Raw genomic sequence first — 18,720 nt, 5'->3', positions numbered from 1 at the left:
AGGGCGAACGGACGTCGGCGGCCGTCGGCCGACCTGATGAAGAATATGCGAGGTTTCTGAGAGAGGCGATGGGGACCTTTCCCCATCACCAGGCGACAGGCTCGGAGCTCCCGTATCCGTCGATCTCGAACCAGAAGTTCTGATGCCCCCCGGCCCCGCCGCCGTAGGCGCACGACGACTCCCACGTGCCCGACGGGTTCGACATGTCCACGGTGCGCGGGCTCCACTTCCTCCCCTGCAGCCCATCGCCGTTGCACCAAACCGTCGGGGCGGCCGGGCCGTCCCAGTTCTGCCAGTGGAGCACACCGGAATAGCAGTTGCTCGCGGTGCAGCCGGCGACGTCGTGCCGCGACCCCTTGGTGGCCCAGACGCGCGGTGCCGGCTTGGCGCCGGTGGTCGCGGATGCCTGAGCCTCCGGCCCCTCCTGCCCCAGGGAGTCGACGGCCTTCACGTGGATCGTGTGGGTCTCGCTGTACCCGTACGAGCCCGACAGGCTGCCGGAGGGGGCCCTCAAGACCCAGCCGCCGCCGTCGATCTTGACCTTCACTCCCGTGACGGGGCGGCCGTTCGCCGCCGGCGGGCTCCACGAATACGTGATTCCGGTTCCGCTGGCCGACGCTCCCGCGCCGGCGGTGCCCGGCATGCCGTACGGCGTCTTCGGGCTGGAGGCGGACGATGGGGCGCCGGCGTAGGCGGTCCCGTCGACCGTGGAGACGGCGCGCACGCGCACCGTGTACGCGGTGCCGTTGGTCAGGCCCGAGATCGTCCCGCTCGTCCCGGTCCAGCCTCCCGCCCAGCCGTCGCTGTTCAGCTGGTACTGGTAGCGGATCTCGCCGGAGGTCGCCCCGTTGCCCGCCGCCGGCGCGAACGACACGCTGAGGGAGCGGTCGCCCTCCTTGACGGTGGGGGTGCCGGGTGCGCCGGGCGCCACGACTCCGCGCCGCGCAGCCGACACGGCGCTCCACGCGCCCCAGCCGGCCTTGTTCCGGGCGCGGATCCGGTACGTGTAGTCACTCGTCGACGTGTCCACCGTCACCGCCTGCGAAGTGGCGCCGGCGGCGGGCTCCAGCGTCTTGACGGTCGAGGCGCCGCGCATGACCGCCAGCTCGTACCCCGACACGGCGTCGCCGTTGTCGGCCGGCGCGGTCCACGAGACCTTCATCTGCGCCTGCGAGCCGACGGGTTCGAGCATCGCCGTCGTGGGCCGGCCGGGGGCGCTGGGAGGCGCCGCCGGGATCTCGGTCGCCGACCATGCGCTCCAGCTCGACGGCTCCGGCGCCCGGTTCACCGCCTGCACCCGCACCTGGTACGCCACGCCGTTCTCCAGCCCGTCCCAGGTCAGCGAATTGCCGGTCACCTTCGTCTTCTGCGCCACACCCGACGGCGGGGCGGGCGAGATCTCGAGGGTGAACGACTCGACCGGCGATCCCGGCGTCGGCGGCGTGGTCCAGTCCACGCGCAGGCTGCGGTCTCCGTAGTCGAGAGTCGGCGGCTGCGGCGTGTCGGGGCGGGCGTCGGGGCGCGTCGCTTCCGACGGCGGCGACGTGGGGGAATCGCCCACCGCGTTGGTCGCCACGACCGTGAAACTGTACTCGACGTTGTTCGTGAGGCCGTCGAGGGTGCAGGTGGTCGCTGTGCACTGCTTCGAGTACCCGCCGCCGACGGCGCTCACGGTGTACCCGGTGATCGGCGCCCCGTTGTCCGCGGGCGGCGTCCACGACAGCACGACGGTGCGGTCCTGCACGCTCGAGACGGTCGGCGTGCCGGGAGCCGCGGGGACGCCCTGGACGGTGAGGATGATCCGGCCGTCGACCTCCCGGTCCACGTCGGCCGTCGCATCCTGGACCCGATAGCGGACGACCATGCGGCCGACGAACGCACTGTCGGGGGTCACCTGCACGTGGTCGCCCGCCACCTCGGCGACGCCGCGGCCGGTCTCGGTCACCGCGCCGATGAGCGTGAGCGGCGCGCCGTCGGCGGCGAACGGGTTGACGTCGTTGTCGAGGACGTCGACCCGCACCGTCTCACCCTGGTGCGCGGCGGCGACGATGTCGTCGTTCGCGGTGGCGAGCGGACGGGTGGATGCCGTGACGGTCACCGCGACGCTGCCGGTGACCGGTGCGGTGGTCCCGTCGGTGAGTTCGATGCTCACCGTGGCGGCCGTGCCCTTGGGGGTGGATGCGTCGGCCGTGACCTCGAGCCGCTGGCCGTCGACGCGGGCCGAGACGCCCCGGCGGAGATCGCCGACCACGCGGTACGTCACCCGGTCGATGTCGGCGGCGTCAGGGTCGGCGGTCAGCGCGCGCAGGTCGAGCGACGACGCCGGCTCGCCGGGTGCGACGGCGACGCGCCCGTTCGTGAACGTCGGCTGCTGGTTGTCGGGCGGGAGCACGGTGACCGGCAGCACAAGGGTCGCCTTGTTCCCGGCGGCGTCATCCGGTCCGGTTCCATCGGTCACCTCGAACGTGATCGCGTCGGGGCCGAAGTAGCCGTTCGCCGATGTGTACACGAGGGTGCGCTGGTCTTTCACGAGCGCGTCGCCGTTGCCATGCAGCGCCGAGGCCTTCCCCGCCTCGGTGATGACGGCACCCGAACCGCGCGCGACCCGCACGTGCTCGTCGAGCGGCAGCGCGATCGTCTCCCCGCTCCGGACGGTGACGCCCTTCGCGGTGATCAGCGTCGGCGGGAGGTCCCTGAGCGAGGGGACCCAGATGAACGCGGTGGCGTCCTGTGCGTCCTCATCGGTGACCGTGTACGGGATCAGGTGCGCCTTCTCGGCCACCCGGACGACGACCTTCCCACCCTCGACGGACGCGCCGTCGTCGTCGACCGCCAGCTTCAGCGCCGACACGGTGCCGTCGGGGTCCTCGTCGTTCTTGCGGACGTCCACGACCGCGCGCCCGTCTTCGACGTCGGCGGGCTGCACGCGGTCGTCGCGGGCGATCGGCCGCAGCAGCGGGACCTCGGCCTTCACCGAGACCTGCAGGACGCCGACGGCCTGTGCTCCGCGGGCATCCTGAATCGCGTACTGGAGGGATGTCTCGACAGGCCCGTCAGGCGCCGTGACCTCCACCCGGTCACCGACGACCTTCGCCGTCAGACCGGGCACGTCCGGCAGGGTCAGGCGGCCAGCGACCAGGCCGATCGCGTCGCCGTCGGGGTCGGAGTCGTTCGTCAGCACGGGCGCCGCGACGGTGCGCCCTGGTCGCATCGCCACCGCATCCTTCATGGCGTACGGCGCCTGGTTCGCCGCGCCGGCGGGGGCGATCCCCACGCGCGCCGTCGCCGTCGCCTCTCGACCGAGCCGGTCGCGCACCCGATACGTGAACGAGTCGACCCCGGCGAGCCCCGCATCGGCCTGGTAGTCGATGTCGGCGCCGGCCAGGGCGACGACCCGGCCCTTCCCCGGGGCCGAATCGAGGCCGAGAAGCTCGACGGAGTCGCCGTCGGGGTCGATGCCGTCCAGCGGCACATGGATCCGCACCTTCGCGCCCGACAGCACGCGGGCGGTCAGCTCCCGCGGCCGGGGCGCCTGGTTCGTCGCGGCGTCGACCGGCAGCACCTGGACGGTGACGTATCCGGCATCCTTCTGGCCCGTCGCGTCGACGGCCTCGTACGTGAGGTAGGCGGTGCCCGGTGTCGCCGACGCCTTGAACCGGACGGCGTCCTGGGAGACGAAGGCCACTCCGTCCTTCGGGTCGACGAGCGGCGGCACCAGATCGGGCGCCACGTGCAGCACGCCTGAGGCGGGGGCGCTGTCGTTGTCGAGCACAGGGATGGTGACGACGTCACCGGCCCGCACCACCGCGGTGTCGTCTTCGGCCGTCGGGGGGCGCAGGGTGGACGGGGCCGGCACGGGGATCACCACGACCTGCCCGGTCGCGCTGTGCGTGCCGTTCGAGATGGTGTAGGAGATCGTGATCTGCTCGTCGACGGCGTCACGGTCGACGACCCGCAGCGACTCGTGCCCGAGCACGGCGACCGAGACTCCCGCCTCCTCGGGGACCGAGACCGACTGCACGACGAGGATGCCGCCGGAAGGGTCGGAGTCGTTCGCCAGCACGTTCACCGTGGCGGCGCCGCCCGTCGGGAGCAGTGCGATGTCCTGCACGGCGACGGGCGGGCGGTCGTCGTCGCGATCGGGCTCCACGTCGACGCGCACGATGCCGTCCGCCGTGGCGGTCCCGGCCGCGATCAGGTACTGCACGTAGAACGTCCCCGCGGCCTCGGAGCGGAACGTGAAGCTCTTGTTCGCGAAGTCGGGCGTCACAGTGGCGTCGCCCGTCGCCTCGACGCGGGTCAGGCGCAGCTCCTGGTCGCCGGCGGCGAAGTCGTTGCCCAGGGGCGAGACGGTGACCGGGTGCCCGGCTCGCGCCACGACATGATCCGCCGTGGCGACCGGCTTCGTGGCGCCGCGGGGGCGCACGTCGAGGCGGATGGTGCCGTCGGATGTCTTGGTGCCGTCGGAGACGCGGATCGTGATCTCTCTGCTGCCGAGCGTCTCCGACAGCGCCCGGTACGTGAGGCGTCCGTCCGGGTTCACCTGGACCTCATCGCCGGGCGCCGCGTCGGCGCCGCTGAGATACAGGCTGTCGCCGTCGGGATCGCGCCAGTCGGGAAGCACGTTGTACGTCAGGACACCGCCGGTCTCCATCGTCAGCGCCGTCACGCGGGTCTGCTTCGGTGCCTCGTTCCGGCTCCACGGGTGCACCGTGACCGTCACCCGGGCGGTCGCCGTGCCCTTCCTGCCGTCATCGGCCTGATAGGAGAACGCATCCGTGCCCGACGCATCGTCGTCGACCGCGATCTGCAGCCCCGACCCGCTGTTGATCGGCTGCAGGGCGCCGAGGCGCGGATCGCCGCCGGGAACCGCGACGGTGAGCACATCGCCGTCGGCATCGGTGTCGTTCTCCAGCACCGGCAGCACCGTCGTGCGGCCCGGTCGCACCCCGTACTCGTCGGGGTTGGCGATGGGCTTGGTGTTCTGCGCCGTCCGTTTCGGCAGCGTCGACTGGATCGTCTCCTCGGTGACCTGCTGGTCGCGATCCTGAGCCTCGCCCTTCGGCGGCGTCAGGTCGTCCCAGTTGTCGGTCTGCTGGAGGCTGTCGCTCGCCATCCATGCGCTGCCGCCGAACATGTCGTTCAGCACGACGACGTCACGGTTCTGCCGGAACACCAGGCGCGCGTCGCTCGGCAGGCTCGGGATCTGCCGAGAGAGGTCGTCGGCCTCTCCCGCGCAGTCGCGCAGGAACGCTCCCGAGCCCGACCAGGCGGCGTACGTGCAGCCGTTCAGCCGGACCGGGGCGGCGGGAGCGCCGTCTGCCACCGCCCGGGAGGTCGGCGCCGAGCCGTCCAACGGCACCCGGACGAGCGCCGACGAGGTGGCGATCGTCACCGCCGCGTCCGCGGCCGACGGCTGCTGCAGGACCGCGTCCGTGCCGTCGATCTCGGCGTACAGTCCGGACGCCGTGCGGACGGTGCCGGCCGTGGCGTCCAGGACGACGGCGACCTCGCCCACGGCGGTGATCGACAGCCGTGCGTCCTCCGCGATGCCGTCGAGCGTCTGCCGCTGTGCGGGGAGCGGCGTGCCCTGTTCGTCCGTGTCGATCGTGATGAGCGACCGCGTCGACGGCGAGACGGCGTGCACGGTGCCGTCCCCGCCGACGGCGACGGCCGCTCCCGGCCCGAGCTTCGCCTGGGGAGTGGTGCTCGCGGCGTTGTACGAGGAGACCGCCGCCGCCGGGAGCACCCACAGCGACCCCTTGACGGTGTCGAGGATCGCGACGGTCGATCCGCCGAGGGCCACCGCGGCGGCCGCCGGGATGTCGGTCGTGCCGGTGACCGCGACGGTCGCGGCATCGACCGTCGAGACGGCGTGGGCGGCGTCGTCGCGCATGAGCACGGTGTCGCCCGACTGGAGGATGTCGTACTCGGCCGATGCGGTGCGCAGTCCGCCGTCGAGGACGCGGGACTGGTGGTTGAAGTGGCCCACCATCGACGCTGACTGCTTCGTCACCCACACGCTGCCGTCGTTGAGGTCGACCTGCGTGGTGGGCTTGCCCTGGTAGGCGAATGCGAGGGTCGTGATGGCGACGGCGGCTGCCGTCAGGACGCCGACTGCGGCAAGGGTCTTGGGACGCGCGTGGAGCGACCCAGCGATCCTCATGGTGTTGTCGGCTCCTCGAGGGTTTCGCGCGAGAGGACGGATGCGTCGACCGCCGGCCGACCTCAGCAGGATAGGGGAGGTTCCTGAATGGCGCGATGGGGACCTTTCCCCACCGCATCCACGCCGCGCGGTGTCCGGCGGCGGCCGTAGGCTGTGCACGATGAGCACCGTCAGCGTCGTCGTCCCCTCGTACAACGACGCCGACATGCTCCGCCACTGCCTCGCCGCGATCGCCGCTCAGACCCGCCCGCCCGACGAGGTGATCGTGGTCGACAACGGCTCGACCGATGACACGGCTGCCGTCGCCACGGCGGCGGGCGCCCGGGTGGTCGTGGAGCCTCGCCGCGGCGTGCTGCGGGCCACCGCGGCGGGTTTCGACGCTGCCCGCGGCGACATCATCGGCCGGCTCGACGCCGACTCGCGCCCGGCGCCCGACTGGACGCAGCGCCTCGTCGACCGCTTCGACGGCGACCCCGCGATCACGGCGCTCACGGGCGGTGGCCGCTTCTACGGCCGCGGCCTCTTCTGGCGATTCGTCGGCCGGTTCCTCTACATCGGCGGCTACCTCTGGTTCATGGGCATCCTCATGGGCCACGCTCCGCTGTTCGGATCGAATTTCGCGATCCGAGCGGCCGCATGGCGACGCATCCGCCCCCTCGTCCACCTCGACGACCCGCGCGTGCACGACGACCTCGACATCAGTTTCGTCCTGACCCCCGACATGATCGTCCGCTTCGACGGCGGCCTGCGGGTGGCGGTGTCGGCGCGACCGTTCGACACGTTCGCCGGGTTCCGCCGCCGCGCGGCGTGGGGGTTCCACGTCGTCGGCGTGAACCTCGCCGAGATCGGCTGGTCGCGCCGCATCCGCGACCGCGCTCGCGCACGCCTCGACCGCGCCGATGTCAGGTTTCGAAGAGGTCCCGCATCGCCTGGGTGACCTGATGCGGCGCCGTCTCGCACGGGCTGTGCCCGGTCGGCAGCACGACGAGCCGGGCGCCGAGCTCGCGGGCGAACGTCCGGTGCGCGTCGAGCGGCCAGACGTCGCCGGTGCCGATCACGACGAGGACCGGGATGCCGGTCGTCCGCACGGCCGCGGCGAGGTCCGGGGTCTGCTTCATGAGCGCGAGCATGTCGCCCACGCTCGAGCGGCGGGTGAGCGCGAACCGCGCCGTCACGAACGTCGCCCGGTCGCGCCGCGCGCGATGCACGTTGTGCCGGAGCGCCCAGACGAACAGCCGTCCGAGCGCATCGGCGCTGATCGCGCCGCTGTACGGGCCGAGCAGCTTGAATGCGCGCAGCGCCTGCCCGGCGACGGGCGGGGCGGACAGCAGCGTGAGGGACGCCACGAGCTCGGGATGCGCGACGGTCACCGCCTCCGCCACGGTGCCGGCGAACGAGTAGCCGAGGAGATGGGCCGGGGTCGGGCCGCTCTCCAGCGCTGCCACGAGGTCGTCGCAGAACAGCTCGAGCGTGTAGCGGCCACCGGGCGGCACGAGGTTCTCGGGGCCGGCGGCGTGGGACTCGTACTGCCCCGCCATGTCGAACGACTCCACGCGGTACCCGGCGTCGGCCAGCAGCGGCATCATGAGGACGAAGTCCTCCTTCGAGCCCGTCATCCCCGGCACGAGGACGACCCGCTGCCCGTCGGCCGGGCCCATCGTCACGCGGGCGAGCGCTCCGCTGGGCGCGGCGATCACGTCGCGCTCGGCGCCGGCCGGCAGCACACTCCAATCCCGCTCGGGCAGCATCGCATCGCGCACGGCGGCGTCGCGCATGCGGAACGCCGCGAGATCGTCATCGCTGTCGATGCTCACGGCCCGATCCTAGAGCCGGCCCGCGACGCCGCGCCGCTACGCCGGCACCGCCGCCGGGGCGAGCCGCCCGTCGTGCAGCTCGAGCACGCGATCGGCGCGCGCGAGCATCGCGGCGTCGTGCGTCGCGACGATCGCCGCCGTGCCCTTCTCGTGGATGAGCCGGGCGATGAGGTCCATGATCTGCGCGCCGGTCTCGGAGTCGAGCTGACCCGTCGGCTCGTCGGCGAGCAGCACGGACGGCGCGGCGACGATCGCGCGCGCGATCGCGACGCGCTGCTGCTGCCCTCCCGAGAGCTCACCGGGCCGCTGCGCCGCATGGTCGGCGAGGCCCACGGCGGCGAGCGCCTCGGCGACCCGCGCCGTGCGCTCCGCCGTCGGCGTGCGGCGGATGCGCAGCGGCACCTCCACGTTCTCGGCCGCGGAGAGGATGGGCACGAGACCGAAGCCCTGGAACACCGTCGCCACCTTCGTGCCGAGCATCGCCGAGCCGCCCTTGCCGTAGAGGTCGCGGCCGTCGATCTCGACCCGTCCCGCGGTCGGCGCATCCAGCCCGCCGAGCATCGTGAGCAGCGTCGTCTTGCCCGCACCCGAGCGCCCGCGGATCGCCACCAGCTCGCCGCCGGAGACCTCGAGGTCCACTCCGCGCACGGCAGCGACCTCCCCTGCCGCCGTGCGGTACACGCGGCTCAGCCCCGTCGCCTGCAGCCTGCTCATCGGTCCTCCTCGCCCGCGTCCCCGGTATCGGCGCCGCCGGCGCCCTCGCCCGCGTCCCCGGTACCGTCCCCGCCGGCGCCTGCGCCATGGTCCGGCTGTGTCGCCACGGGATGGACCGGCTTGCCGTGCCCCGCGCGCACCTCGATGCGATCGGGCTCGAGCGACAGCCGCACCCGGTTGCGCAGCTCGAGCGCCTCGACGTACTCGGCGGGAAGCTGCATCCGTCCGGCCCGGTCGAGGACGGCGTATTCCGCGGCGAGACGGACCTTCCGTCCCTGCTCGTCGGTGTGCGTCGTGCGCAGCGTCTCGGTCGCGGTGCGCCCGTCGCGGATGCGCACCGTGCGGTCGACATGCTCCGCGACCGTCGCGTCATGCGTCACGATGAGCGTCGTGACGCCGTGCTGCCTGTTCACGGTCTCCATGGCCGCCAGCACCTCGGCGCTCGTGGCCTCGTCGAGCTCGCCGGTCGGCTCGTCGGCCAGCAGCACCGACGGCTCGTTCGCCAGCGCCACGGCGATCGCCACCCGCTGCTTCTGCCCGCCCGACAGCTGTGCGGGTCGCTGCTCGGCCACGTCGGCGACCCCCAGCGTCTCGAGCAGCTCCTGCGCCCGGTCGGCGCGGCGCGCCCGCTCGACGACGCCGGCGACCGCGTGAACCATCGCGATGTTCTCCCGGGCGGTCAGACACGGCAGGAGGTTGCGGCCCGACTGCTGCCACACGAACGCCACGCAGCCGCGCCGGTAGTCGCGCCGCTCGCGTCCGCGCATCGCGACGAGGTCGTGCCCCGCGACGCGGGCCCGGCCGGCGCTCGGAGTGTCGATGCCCGAGAGGATGTTCAGCAGCGTCGACTTCCCCGAGCCGGACGCCCCGATGAGCGCGACCATCTCGCCGCGCCGCACCGTCAGGTCGAGCCCCTGCAGCGCCTGCACCTCGACGCCCTGGGCGGTGTAGATGCGCACGAGCGCTTCGCACTCGATGTCAGGCGCCTCGATCATGGCACCGTCTCCTTCCGATCACGTCTCGACCTCCTCGTCGATGCGTCGCAGCGCCGACACCGCCGTCACCCGTGCCGCCACCGCCGCTGCGACGCCCACCGCGAGTGCGGTGATCACGACGAACCCTCCCGCCACGACCCACGGCATCCATCCGGCGAACACGATCGGCGGCTGCACACGGCCGCCGACGAACCGGGTGAGATCGATCGTCGGCAGCAGCAGCGCCGGCAGCGCGTAGCCGGCGGCCAGGCCGACCGGCAGGGCGAGCAGGAGCGCCGGCCCCACCTCCCACATCACGAGGGGGAGCTCGCGCCCGCGCGGGTATCCCATCGCGGCGAGAAGCCCCAGGATGCGGCCCCGCTCGGGGCCGCCGCGGAGCAGGGTCATGGATGCGGCGACCACGAGCAGCACGATCACTGCCGCGAGCGCGGCGACGAGCGACCAGCGGATCGCCTGCAGCGCCGGGTCCGCGCTGATCCCGGCCGCCACCTGCGCGGGCACGAAGGATGCGGCGCCCGACCCGAGCATCGCCGTCGCCGCACGGGCGACCACCGTGGGATCCGCATCCGCGTCCAGCGCCACGAGCAGGGTGTGCGTGGCCTCGGGCACCGCAGTGAGCCGCTGCGCGTTCGCGCGGTCGACGATGATCCACCGCGCCGACGGACCGAACGGCACCGACTCCGCCGTGGCCTTCGCGTCGACGTCGACGTCGCGGATGGTGAGCACGCCCGACGGGATCTCGGCGGCCACCGCGTCGGACACGACCGCCGGCACGGCGTCGCCGGTGGTGTCGGAGAGATCGGCGGGCAGCGGCACGGCGTCGGCGATGCCCTTCTGCACGGCCGCGAGCTCGGCGGGATCGACGGCGTACACCGTGACGCTGATCCATCCGCGGTCGGCCTGAGCAGGCACCGTGACGTCGGAGTAGACGCCGGCGACCGTGTGCACGCCGGGCAGGTCGGCGATCCGCCGCTGTGCGGCCGCATCGATGAGCGGGGCCGTCAGCCGCAGGTCGGCTCCGGTCTGCGCACGCGCCGTCTGGTCGATGCCGCTCGTCAGGGTCGCGGTGGCGACGCCGGCGAACATCGCCGTCGCGGCGCACACGAGCGCGGCGAGCACGGGGATGAGCGGCAGCGCGCGTCCGCGACGCGCCTGCGCCGGCCCGAGCCGCGCCATCACTCCGCGACCGCCGGTCAGGAGCGCCTCGAGCGCGACGAGCACCGGCGGCACGAGCCGCAGCACGACGACGCATCCGATCGCGAACAGTGCGACGGGCACGGCCAGCAGCACGGGCGCCGTGCCGCCGTGTCCCACGCGGACCGGCTGCACGACGGCGAGCACGATCACCGCCGCCGCGACGCCGACGACCGCTCCCTCGAGGAGCAGCCGGCGCCGCCGGGTCGCGCGGTCGGCCACGCCGATGTCGCGGCGCGCGGAGTGACGAGCCGAGCCGAGCGCGGCGATCGGCACCGACACTGCCGGCGCGAGCGCGGCGAGCACCGGCACGAGGAGCGCGACGGGGCCGGCCCAGCCGAACATCGCCCGAGCGAGGAGCGCGCCGAGGACGGCGCCGAGGGCGCCGAGCACAAGCCCCTCGGCAGCCAGGAATCCGGCGAGCAGGGGGACGGATGCGCCCCGCGCGCGCAGTGTGCGCACCGACGCGACACGACGTGAGGCGAGCAGGCGGCCGGTCATCGCGATCGCAGCGAGCGCCACCGTGAGCGGCCCGATGGCGGCGAGGGTCACGACGGCGACCATCGCGTCGCCGCGCGCCGCCCCCGCGTCGAGACCCGTCGGCGCCGTGGAGCCGGGGGTGAGCATCGGCGCGTACGGCGTCTCCACCTGCACCGGGAACGGCTGCGCCTGCGCGGCGAGGCGCCGCAGCTGCGCCGCGAGGGTGGACGCCTGCGTCCCGCTGATCCGGTCGACGCGCAGCGGCAGCCAGGCGGTGGTCGACGCATCCCCGCCCCACGGTGCGATCGTCTTCAGCAGCGTCGGCGCGGCGTACACGGCGGCGAGCAGGATGGTGTCGCCCCCGCCGGTGCGCTCCTCGCCGACGTGCAGTCCGGTCGGCTCGTGGGTCCAGGCCGGATCGGCGGCGTCGTCCGGAACATAGACGCCGGAGACGACGACGGTGATCGGAAGCGACGGCAGCGCGATCGTACGGCGCTCCCCCACCGGCCAGTCCAGTGCGGCCGACGCCTCCTGCGAGATCATGACCTGCACGTCGTCGGTCGGCGCGGCGTCGGACGCTGCCTCGGGGAGGGCGCCCTCGACGACGTGGACGCGGCCGGTGACGCGGGGATCGAGCATCACCTGCACGCGGTTCATCGGCCGCGCACTCCGATCGGCAGGCACCGCCGGCTGCCCGTCGAGGGCCACCAACGCCTGCGGCTGCGCCAGCACCCCACGCAGGGGCTGCGGCTGCTCGCGGCGGATGCGCTCGAGCGTCGACGCGGCGGCGCCCCAGGTGGCGGCTTCCTCACCGAGGCCCGTGTCGCCGTGGGCGGCGTCGCTGGGGACGTCACCGACGATGACGGGGCCCCGCACCGTCCCGGTGGGGTCGAGGAGCTGCTGCGGCGAGGAGCCGAGGGCGGCTCGCACCGTGGCGGTGCGCGCGCCGTCGAGCAGGGCCGGAAGCGCCGCCCCGGCGAACGCGATGAGGGCGACGAGCACGAGGACGACGGCCGACACGAACGGGGCGGTGGACGCCGCGCGCAGTACGAGCCGGGCCCGCGACACCCCTCCTGCCGCGGGACGGACCGACCGAGTCACGGCGCCGCTCCCGACGACAGGGCGCCGACGACGACGGAGGCGAGCAGGGGCGGCGCGAGCCACGCCGACACGAGCAGCCCCGCGACGATGCCGCACACGAGGGCGAAGGCGCCGGCGGCGCCCAGCTCCCCGGCGGCGGTGGCGCGCATGCTGCGGCGGGTGAATCCGAACGCGCGCAGCGGGACGGTCTCGGCGCGCCGGGCGGCCACCACGCCGATCGCGACGGCGATGAATGCGCCGGCCGCGAGCAGCGCGCCGAGAACGGTGCCCCACACCGACAGCCGCAGCACCGGCTCGATCATCGCGGCGTTGCCGATCGACGCTGCGGTGACGACCTCCACGGGCCGATCGGCGATGCCCCGCAGGGCGAGGGATGCGGCGGGGATGTCGGCCGTGCGGATCCACAGCTGATCGGTCGCCGGCACCGAACCGCCGATCTGGAGCGCGCGCCCCACGAGCCCGACGGTGTCGAGCGCCGCCCCGGCATCGGCGCCGATGCCGGGGAGACCGTCGCGCACGGCGGCGACCCGGGCGGGAACGGGCGTCGCGATGGTGCCGATCCCGAGTGCGAACGCGTCGCCCGGATGCAGGGCGAGGCGATCCGCGAGGGCGCGCGTGACGACGACGGGCACCGGCTCGGAGACGTCGGAGACCGTCACGGCGCGTCCGCTGCGGCGGTCGCCGTCGAGCGCGATCGTCGCCGCCGTCTTCGTCCCGCCGGCGCCCGGGACCTCGGCGTGCACGACGACGCGATCGGCGGGGTCGGTCAGACGCGCCTCCACCGCTGCGAGCGATTCGCCGTCGCGCACGTCGGCGTGCATCGTGTGCGCCTTCTGATCGAGCGTCACGGCGCCGACGACCTGCTCGCGCGCGGCGCCGTCGCGGTCGACGAACCACAGCGCGACCCGCGCGGCCACCGTCGGCAGCACGGCGCCGCCGTCGGGCGCGGCGACCACCGTGACGTCGAGCGGCCCGGCAGGCAGCGCGAGCGGAGTGCCGCCGTCGAGCCGGCCCTGTCCGATCGCGGTCGCCCGTGCGAGCTCGGCGGCCGGCATGCCCACGAGCAGGGCCGAGTCGCGCCCGACCGTCAGCGTGGTGCCCAGCACCGCGAACGCCTGCGGCGCGAGGGATGCGGGCAGCTGCGTCGCAGCCATCCCGCCACGCGACGCGTCGATCGTCTGCGGCACGTCGTACACGCCGCGCACGTCGGCCCCGACCACCTGGGCGACGTCGGCCCGCACCACGGCGTCGCCGCGCGCGGCTGTCGCACCCGCGAACGCGATGCCCCCGGCCGCGAGCGCGATGCTCAGCACGCCGGCGACGACCACGGCGGTCTGCCGGGCGATGCGGCGCAGCGCAAGCACCGGCGGCAGGCTCGGGATGCGTCGCACCAGGCGTTCCGCGAGCGTCGCGGCGGGGCCCGCGAGCAGCGCCGCGAGAAGCGCGGCGGCGATGATCGCGAGTGCGGGGGCGGCTGCGGCCGCGACATCGGCTTCGCCGCCTCGCAGGAGGCCCGTGGTCAGCAGCTGTGCGGCGGCCAGCCCCGCGAGGATCGCGGCGAGCGCGAGTCCGCCCGCGACACCGGCGAGGGTGCGGCGGCTCACGTCGGCGCGAGCATCGGGGGCCGCCAGCGAGGTCAGCGACGTGACCGTCGTGACGAGGACGAAGGCTGCCAGAGCGGCGCCTGCCGCGACGCCGAGCGCCGTGGCGGGTCCGGCTCCGACGATCAGGCCCGCCGCCGCGCCGACCAGCGCCGCAGCGACGGTGACGACCCCGATCACGGCGGCGGTCTCGGCGACCACGGCGCCGGTCGCGGCTCCCCGTGCACGCAGCAGCTGCACCTCGTCGGCGCGCCGCCGGCCGAGCGCATGCGCGAGCACTCCGAGCACGAGCGCGCCGACGGCGATGGCGAGTGCGGTCGGCACGGCGACGATCCCCCGGGCGACGGCGGCTGAGCCCTCCGCGCGGGCCAGCGTCGCGTCCCAGCCACCGGTCGTTCGCACGCCGGCGCCGCTGTCGTTCACGTCGCCGACGACGCCGAGCACGTGCGCGATCCCGGCGCGGTAGGCCGGCACCTCCTCGACCGAGACCGGACCGTGTGCGCTGACCGCCCAGCGCGCCCGGGCGGCGTCACCGAGGGCCGATAGCGCGCCGGCGGTGACGAGGAAGGGGCCGGTCCCGGTCTCGGAGACCCCGGAAGAGATCGACGGATCGCCCGCCCACGCGGCGGCCGTCGCATCCTTCGGCGCCCAGACGCCCGAGACCCGCATCGCGTGCCCGTCGATCGTCAAGGTGTCGCCGGTGCGCAGGTCGGCGCGTGCGGCGGCGGGCGCCGCGACGGCGACGTCACCGTCGTGCGCGGGCCATGCTCCGTCCTGGAGCACTGCCCGCTGGGCGATGCCGGTGTCGGCGAGCAGGGCGAGCGGCCCGTGGTCGCTGGAGGCCGATGACGCCGTCGTGCGGGCGACGTCCACCGGCGCCGCACCGAATCCGGCGCGGAGGGCCTTGTCGATCGCAGCGTCGGCTGCGCCCGCCCCCGACCCGTCCTGCGTGGCGGGGGCGTCGATCACGATGCTGCGCTGCATCGGGTCGGCGTCGGCCACGAGGGCGGCGGTCCCCGCGTCGAGCATGCGGCCGACGACGGCGGCCGATGCGGCGAGCGCCCCGCCGAGCAGTGCCGTCACGACACCGAGCGCCACCAGTTGGCCCGCGCGCGCGACAGCACGGCGAGGCGCGAACTGCATGCGGGTCCCCTCCGTCGGGTGGCGTCCGTTCAGGCTATCCGCAGCGCCAGCAGTCCACCAGATGATCGTCGACCATGCCGGTCGACTGCATGAGGGCGTACAGCGTCGTCGGCCCCACGAAGCGGAAGCCGCGGCGGCGGAGCTCCACGCTCATCGCCGTCGACTCCGGCGTCACGGCCGGCACGTCGGCGAACCGCGTGGGGCGCGGGCCCGGCGTCGGGGCGAACGACCACAGCAGTTCGTCGAGCTCGCCGGGCCGCATGTCGGCGACGAGCCGGGCGTTGCCGATCGTGGCGACGATCTTCGCGCGATTGCGGATGATCCCGGCATCCGCCATGAGTCGCGTGATGTCGTCGTCGCGGTACGCTGCGACCGTCGCAGGGTCGAAGCCGGCGAACGCCTCGCGGAACCGCGGCCGCTTGCGCAGAATCGTGATCCAGCTGAGGCCCGACTGGAACCCCTCGAGCGCGAGCTTCTCGAACAGGGGCACGTCGCCGTGCAGCGGCGTGCCCCACTCCTCGTCGTGATAGCGCCGGTACTCGGCGTCATCGCCGACCCACCGGCAGCGGGCGCGGCCGTCGGGTCCGACGAGGAGATCAGCGCTCACAGTCACCCGGTCAGACTATCGGCGCCCTCCGACGCATCCCCTCCTGCCGCGCGTTCGGTCGACGCAGCTGGCGCATCCGTGGTCCCACCCGCCGTTCGCGTCGACCGCACACGCGGCCCACCCGGCGACCGACGGTACGGGCGCCGCCGTCGGATTACCACAGCCGGTGACAGTCGGCAACGGGATCGGCATCCGCGGCCGCAGTCCGTCGACTGGGACCATGATGCGGCGATCGACCCTCGCCCGGCTGCACGGGCTCTTCAACATCGGGGGCGGCGCGTGGCCCCTCGTGCACATGCGCAGCTTCGAGTCGGTCTTCGGCAGGAAGACCGACGTCTGGCTCGTGCGGACGGTGGCCGGCCTGCTGGTCGCGAACGGCATCACTCAACTGCGCGGTGCGCGCACGCGGGCCGGCCGCGAGCAGGCGCGGGCCACCGGCATCGGCACGGCGCTTACGCTGGGAAGCATCGACGCGATCTACGCGCCACGCGGGCGGATCAGCAGGCTCTACCTCGCCGACGCCGTGCTGGAAGCCGCCTGGCTGGTCCTCTGGGCCACCAGCCGTGACTGACGCGTGTCGCGCCCCGCTACTTCTTCTGCAGCTTGCGCAGCGTCTTCTCGCTGATCGGCGCCGCACCCGATGCGGCGAGGTCGGCGTAGTACGCGCGGGCCTCGTCCTGCCGCTTCCGCTCGGCGCCCGACGCGATCGGGGCTCGCACGTGCTCGGGGGCGAAGCCGAACGCGTCGACGAGATCCTGTGCGTGCGGGCGCAGGCGGGCGCAGAGCCGGTCGATGTAGCGGCTGACGGATGCCGCGCGCTGCGCGGACAGCCGGCCGTGGATGAGGTACCACGCGAGGTGCTTCTCCACGAGCCAGAGCCCGAACAGGTCGCGCACCCAGGTCAGCACCTGGCGCGTGCCGTCGTCGGTGATCCCCTCGACGGCCTCGGCGAAGGCCTCCCACTGCAGAAGCTCGCCGTGCGCGCGTGCGGTCTCGATCAGCTCCGACTGGTGCTCGTTGAACAGCGCGGCCGCCTCGGCCGGATCGAGCTTCGACGCCGGCCGCAGGGCGGTCGCGACATCCGTCACCATCTGCTCGACGCGTCCCGCCAGCAGCTCGTGCTGCTGCTCCGCGCGCAGCCCCAGCTCCACCGACCGTGCGGTGGAGCCGAAGTCGGCCACCGACTGGCCGAGCTGGCGGAGTCCCGCGCCGTGGAAGATGCGTCCAGCGGTGTGCCCGACGGCGTAGCGGGCGAGGGCCGCCGCATCCTTGTCCTTGAACTGGGTCGCGAAGTCGCTCAGCAGGCGCTTGCCGACCAGCTGCAGCAGGACGTTGTTGTCGCCCTCGAAGGTGGCGTACACGTCGAGGTCCTGGTGGAGGCCGACGAAGCGGTTCTCGGCCATGAAGCCGGCGCCGCCGCACGCCTCCCGGCACTCCTGGATCGTGTCGAGGGCGTTCCACGTCGACAGGGGCTTGAGCGCCGCTGCGAGGGTCTCGAGGTCTTCCCGCTCGGCGGGGGTGTCGGTCCGGCCGGAGAACACGCCGTCGAACTTCTGCAGCAGCTGATCGTGCGAGAAGAACTGCGCGTACGTCTGCGCGAGGCGCGGCAGCAGGCGGCGCTGGTGCTTGCCGTAGTCGAGCAGCACGACCTCGTCGGTGCCGGCGCCGGAGTCGAACTGACGGCGCTGGTTCGCGTACGTGATCGCGATGTACTCCGCGAGCGCGGCACCGGTGGTCGCGGCGCCGTCGAGCGAGACGCGGCCCTGCACGAGCGCGCCGAGCATCGTGAAGAAGCGGCGGCCGGGGCTCGGGATGTCGCTCGAGTAGGTGCCGTCGGCGGCGACGTCGCCGTAACGGTTGAGCAGGTTCTCGCGGGGGACGCGCACGTGGTCGAAGGCGAGCCGGCCGTTGTCGATGCCGTTGAGGCCGCCCTTGACGCCGTCGTCCTCGCTCGTGACGCCCGGCAGCATGGCGCCGTCCTCGTCGCGGATCGGCACGAAGAAGCAGTGCACGCCGTAGTTGACCCCGCCGGTGATCAGCTGGGCGAAGACCGTCGCGGCCCGACCGTGCAGTGCGGCGTTGCCGAGGTACTCCTTCGTCGCCGCACGGAACGGCGTGTTGATCACGAACTCCTCGGTGTCGGGATCGTACGTGGCGGTCGTGCCGATGGCGGCGACGTCGGAGCCGTGGCCGATCTCGGTCATCGCGAACGCACCGGGGAGGGTGAGGGTCCGCACGTCGTCGAGCCACTTCGCGTGGTGCTTCTCGGTGCCGAGCTGCTGGATCGCGGAGCCGAACAGGCCCCACTGCACGCCGGCCTTGATCTGCATGCTGGGGTCTGCCAGCACGAGCTCTTCGAACGAGGCGAGGTTTCCGCCGTTGTCGCCGCGGCCGCCGTACTCGGCGGGGTAGGCGCGGCCGGAGGCTCCCGCGTCGACGAACAGCTGCAGCTGGCCGAGCACGCGTTCGCGGTGCTCGGGCATGGGCTGCCCGTCGATGCGCCAGAACGCCGGGTCCTTGATCATCTCGCGCGACTGCCGGCGGGCGTCGGCCCACGTGCCCAGCAGCAGATCGGTGACCGCCGCCACGTCGATGCGGGGCTCGGATGCGTCGAGCCGCCGCGCTTCGTCGGGGGTGTGCGCGGCGGTGGGAGCACCGCCGGCCGGGGTGCGCCGGTGGGCGGAGGGCTTCTTCGTGCGAACGACGTCTGCCATGGTTCACCTTTCGCGGGGAATGACCACAACGGTAGGACTCCTCCAACGCTGCGCGAAACCGCTTGGATCCGCTCGACAATCGGGCCGGGCCGCGCGCCCCGGCCTCGTTGTCGCATTCGCACACCCATGCGGTCGGGCGGCTCGACGCCGGCCGAGGCGCCCGAGACCGGCGCTGAGCCCGAAGGGAGCTC

10 protein-coding genes are annotated in these 18,720 nt (G+C 73.7%); 2 read left to right on the top strand and 8 right to left on the bottom strand.

Features of this window, described 5'->3' with window-relative positions:
• Positions 1-85: 85 nt before the first annotated feature.
• Positions 86-6,166, bottom strand: coding sequence for an Ig-like domain-containing protein (locus AC3RX1_RS10570; RefSeq protein ID WP_491501197.1), 6,081 nt, complete (start codon positions 6,164-6,166; stop codon positions 86-88).
• A gap of 160 nt (positions 6,167-6,326) precedes the next feature.
• Here AC3RX1_RS10570 and AC3RX1_RS10565 point away from each other — a divergent pair, with 160 nt between their 5' ends.
• Complete coding sequence (locus AC3RX1_RS10565) at positions 6,327-7,103, top strand: glycosyltransferase family A protein (protein ID WP_491501196.1); 777 nt, start codon at positions 6,327-6,329, stop codon at positions 7,101-7,103.
• Here the strand turns inward: AC3RX1_RS10565 and AC3RX1_RS10560 are convergent.
• Genes AC3RX1_RS10560 through AC3RX1_RS10535 form a run of 6 tightly spaced genes read right to left on the bottom strand, consistent with a single transcriptional unit; the run spans position 7,069 to position 15,821 of the window.
• Positions 7,069-7,980 (bottom strand): alpha/beta fold hydrolase, encoded by a 912-nt coding sequence (locus tag AC3RX1_RS10560; RefSeq protein WP_491501195.1) that lies wholly within the window; start codon positions 7,978-7,980, stop codon positions 7,069-7,071. The two genes, AC3RX1_RS10565 and AC3RX1_RS10560, sit on opposite strands and share 35 nt — an antisense overlap.
• A 36-nt stretch (positions 7,981-8,016) precedes the next feature.
• Positions 8,017-8,694: an ABC transporter ATP-binding protein gene (locus AC3RX1_RS10555; RefSeq protein ID WP_491501194.1), complete on the bottom strand. Its 678-nt coding sequence runs from the start codon at positions 8,692-8,694 to the stop codon at positions 8,017-8,019.
• Complete coding sequence (locus AC3RX1_RS10550) at positions 8,691-9,689, bottom strand: ABC transporter ATP-binding protein (protein ID WP_491501193.1); 999 nt, start codon at positions 9,687-9,689, stop codon at positions 8,691-8,693. The genes AC3RX1_RS10555 and AC3RX1_RS10550 overlap by 4 nt, the downstream gene beginning before the upstream one ends.
• Positions 9,690-9,707: 18 nt before the next feature.
• The gene (locus AC3RX1_RS10545; protein ID WP_491501192.1) at positions 9,708-12,464 is read right to left on the bottom strand and encodes a hypothetical protein; all 2,757 of its coding nucleotides are present in this window, start codon (positions 12,462-12,464) and stop codon (positions 9,708-9,710) included.
• A complete protein-coding gene (locus AC3RX1_RS10540) occupies positions 12,461-15,208 on the bottom strand; it encodes an FtsX-like permease family protein (RefSeq protein WP_491501191.1) in 2,748 nt (915 codons plus the stop codon). Before AC3RX1_RS10540 ends, AC3RX1_RS10545 begins: the two co-directional genes overlap by 4 nt.
• 34 nt (positions 15,209-15,242) lie before the next feature.
• Positions 15,243-15,821, bottom strand: coding sequence for a DNA-3-methyladenine glycosylase I (locus AC3RX1_RS10535; protein ID WP_491501190.1), 579 nt, complete (start codon positions 15,819-15,821; stop codon positions 15,243-15,245).
• A gap of 214 nt (positions 15,822-16,035) precedes the next feature.
• On the opposite strand from AC3RX1_RS10535, the gene AC3RX1_RS10530 reads away from it, so the two are divergent.
• On the top strand, positions 16,036-16,386 hold the full coding sequence (locus tag AC3RX1_RS10530; protein WP_491501189.1) for a hypothetical protein: 351 nt from the start codon (positions 16,036-16,038) through the stop codon (positions 16,384-16,386).
• A gap of 16 nt (positions 16,387-16,402) precedes the next feature.
• Here the strand turns inward: AC3RX1_RS10530 and AC3RX1_RS10525 are convergent, their stop codons facing one another.
• Positions 16,403-18,529: an acyl-CoA dehydrogenase family protein gene (locus AC3RX1_RS10525; protein WP_491501188.1), complete on the bottom strand. Its 2,127-nt coding sequence runs from the start codon at positions 18,527-18,529 to the stop codon at positions 16,403-16,405.
• Positions 18,530-18,720: the final 191 nt, after the last annotated feature.

The sequence above is a fragment of the Microbacterium altimontanum genome (genome assembly GCF_058349865.2).
This window is presented reverse-complemented; position numbering and strand designations above follow the sequence as displayed.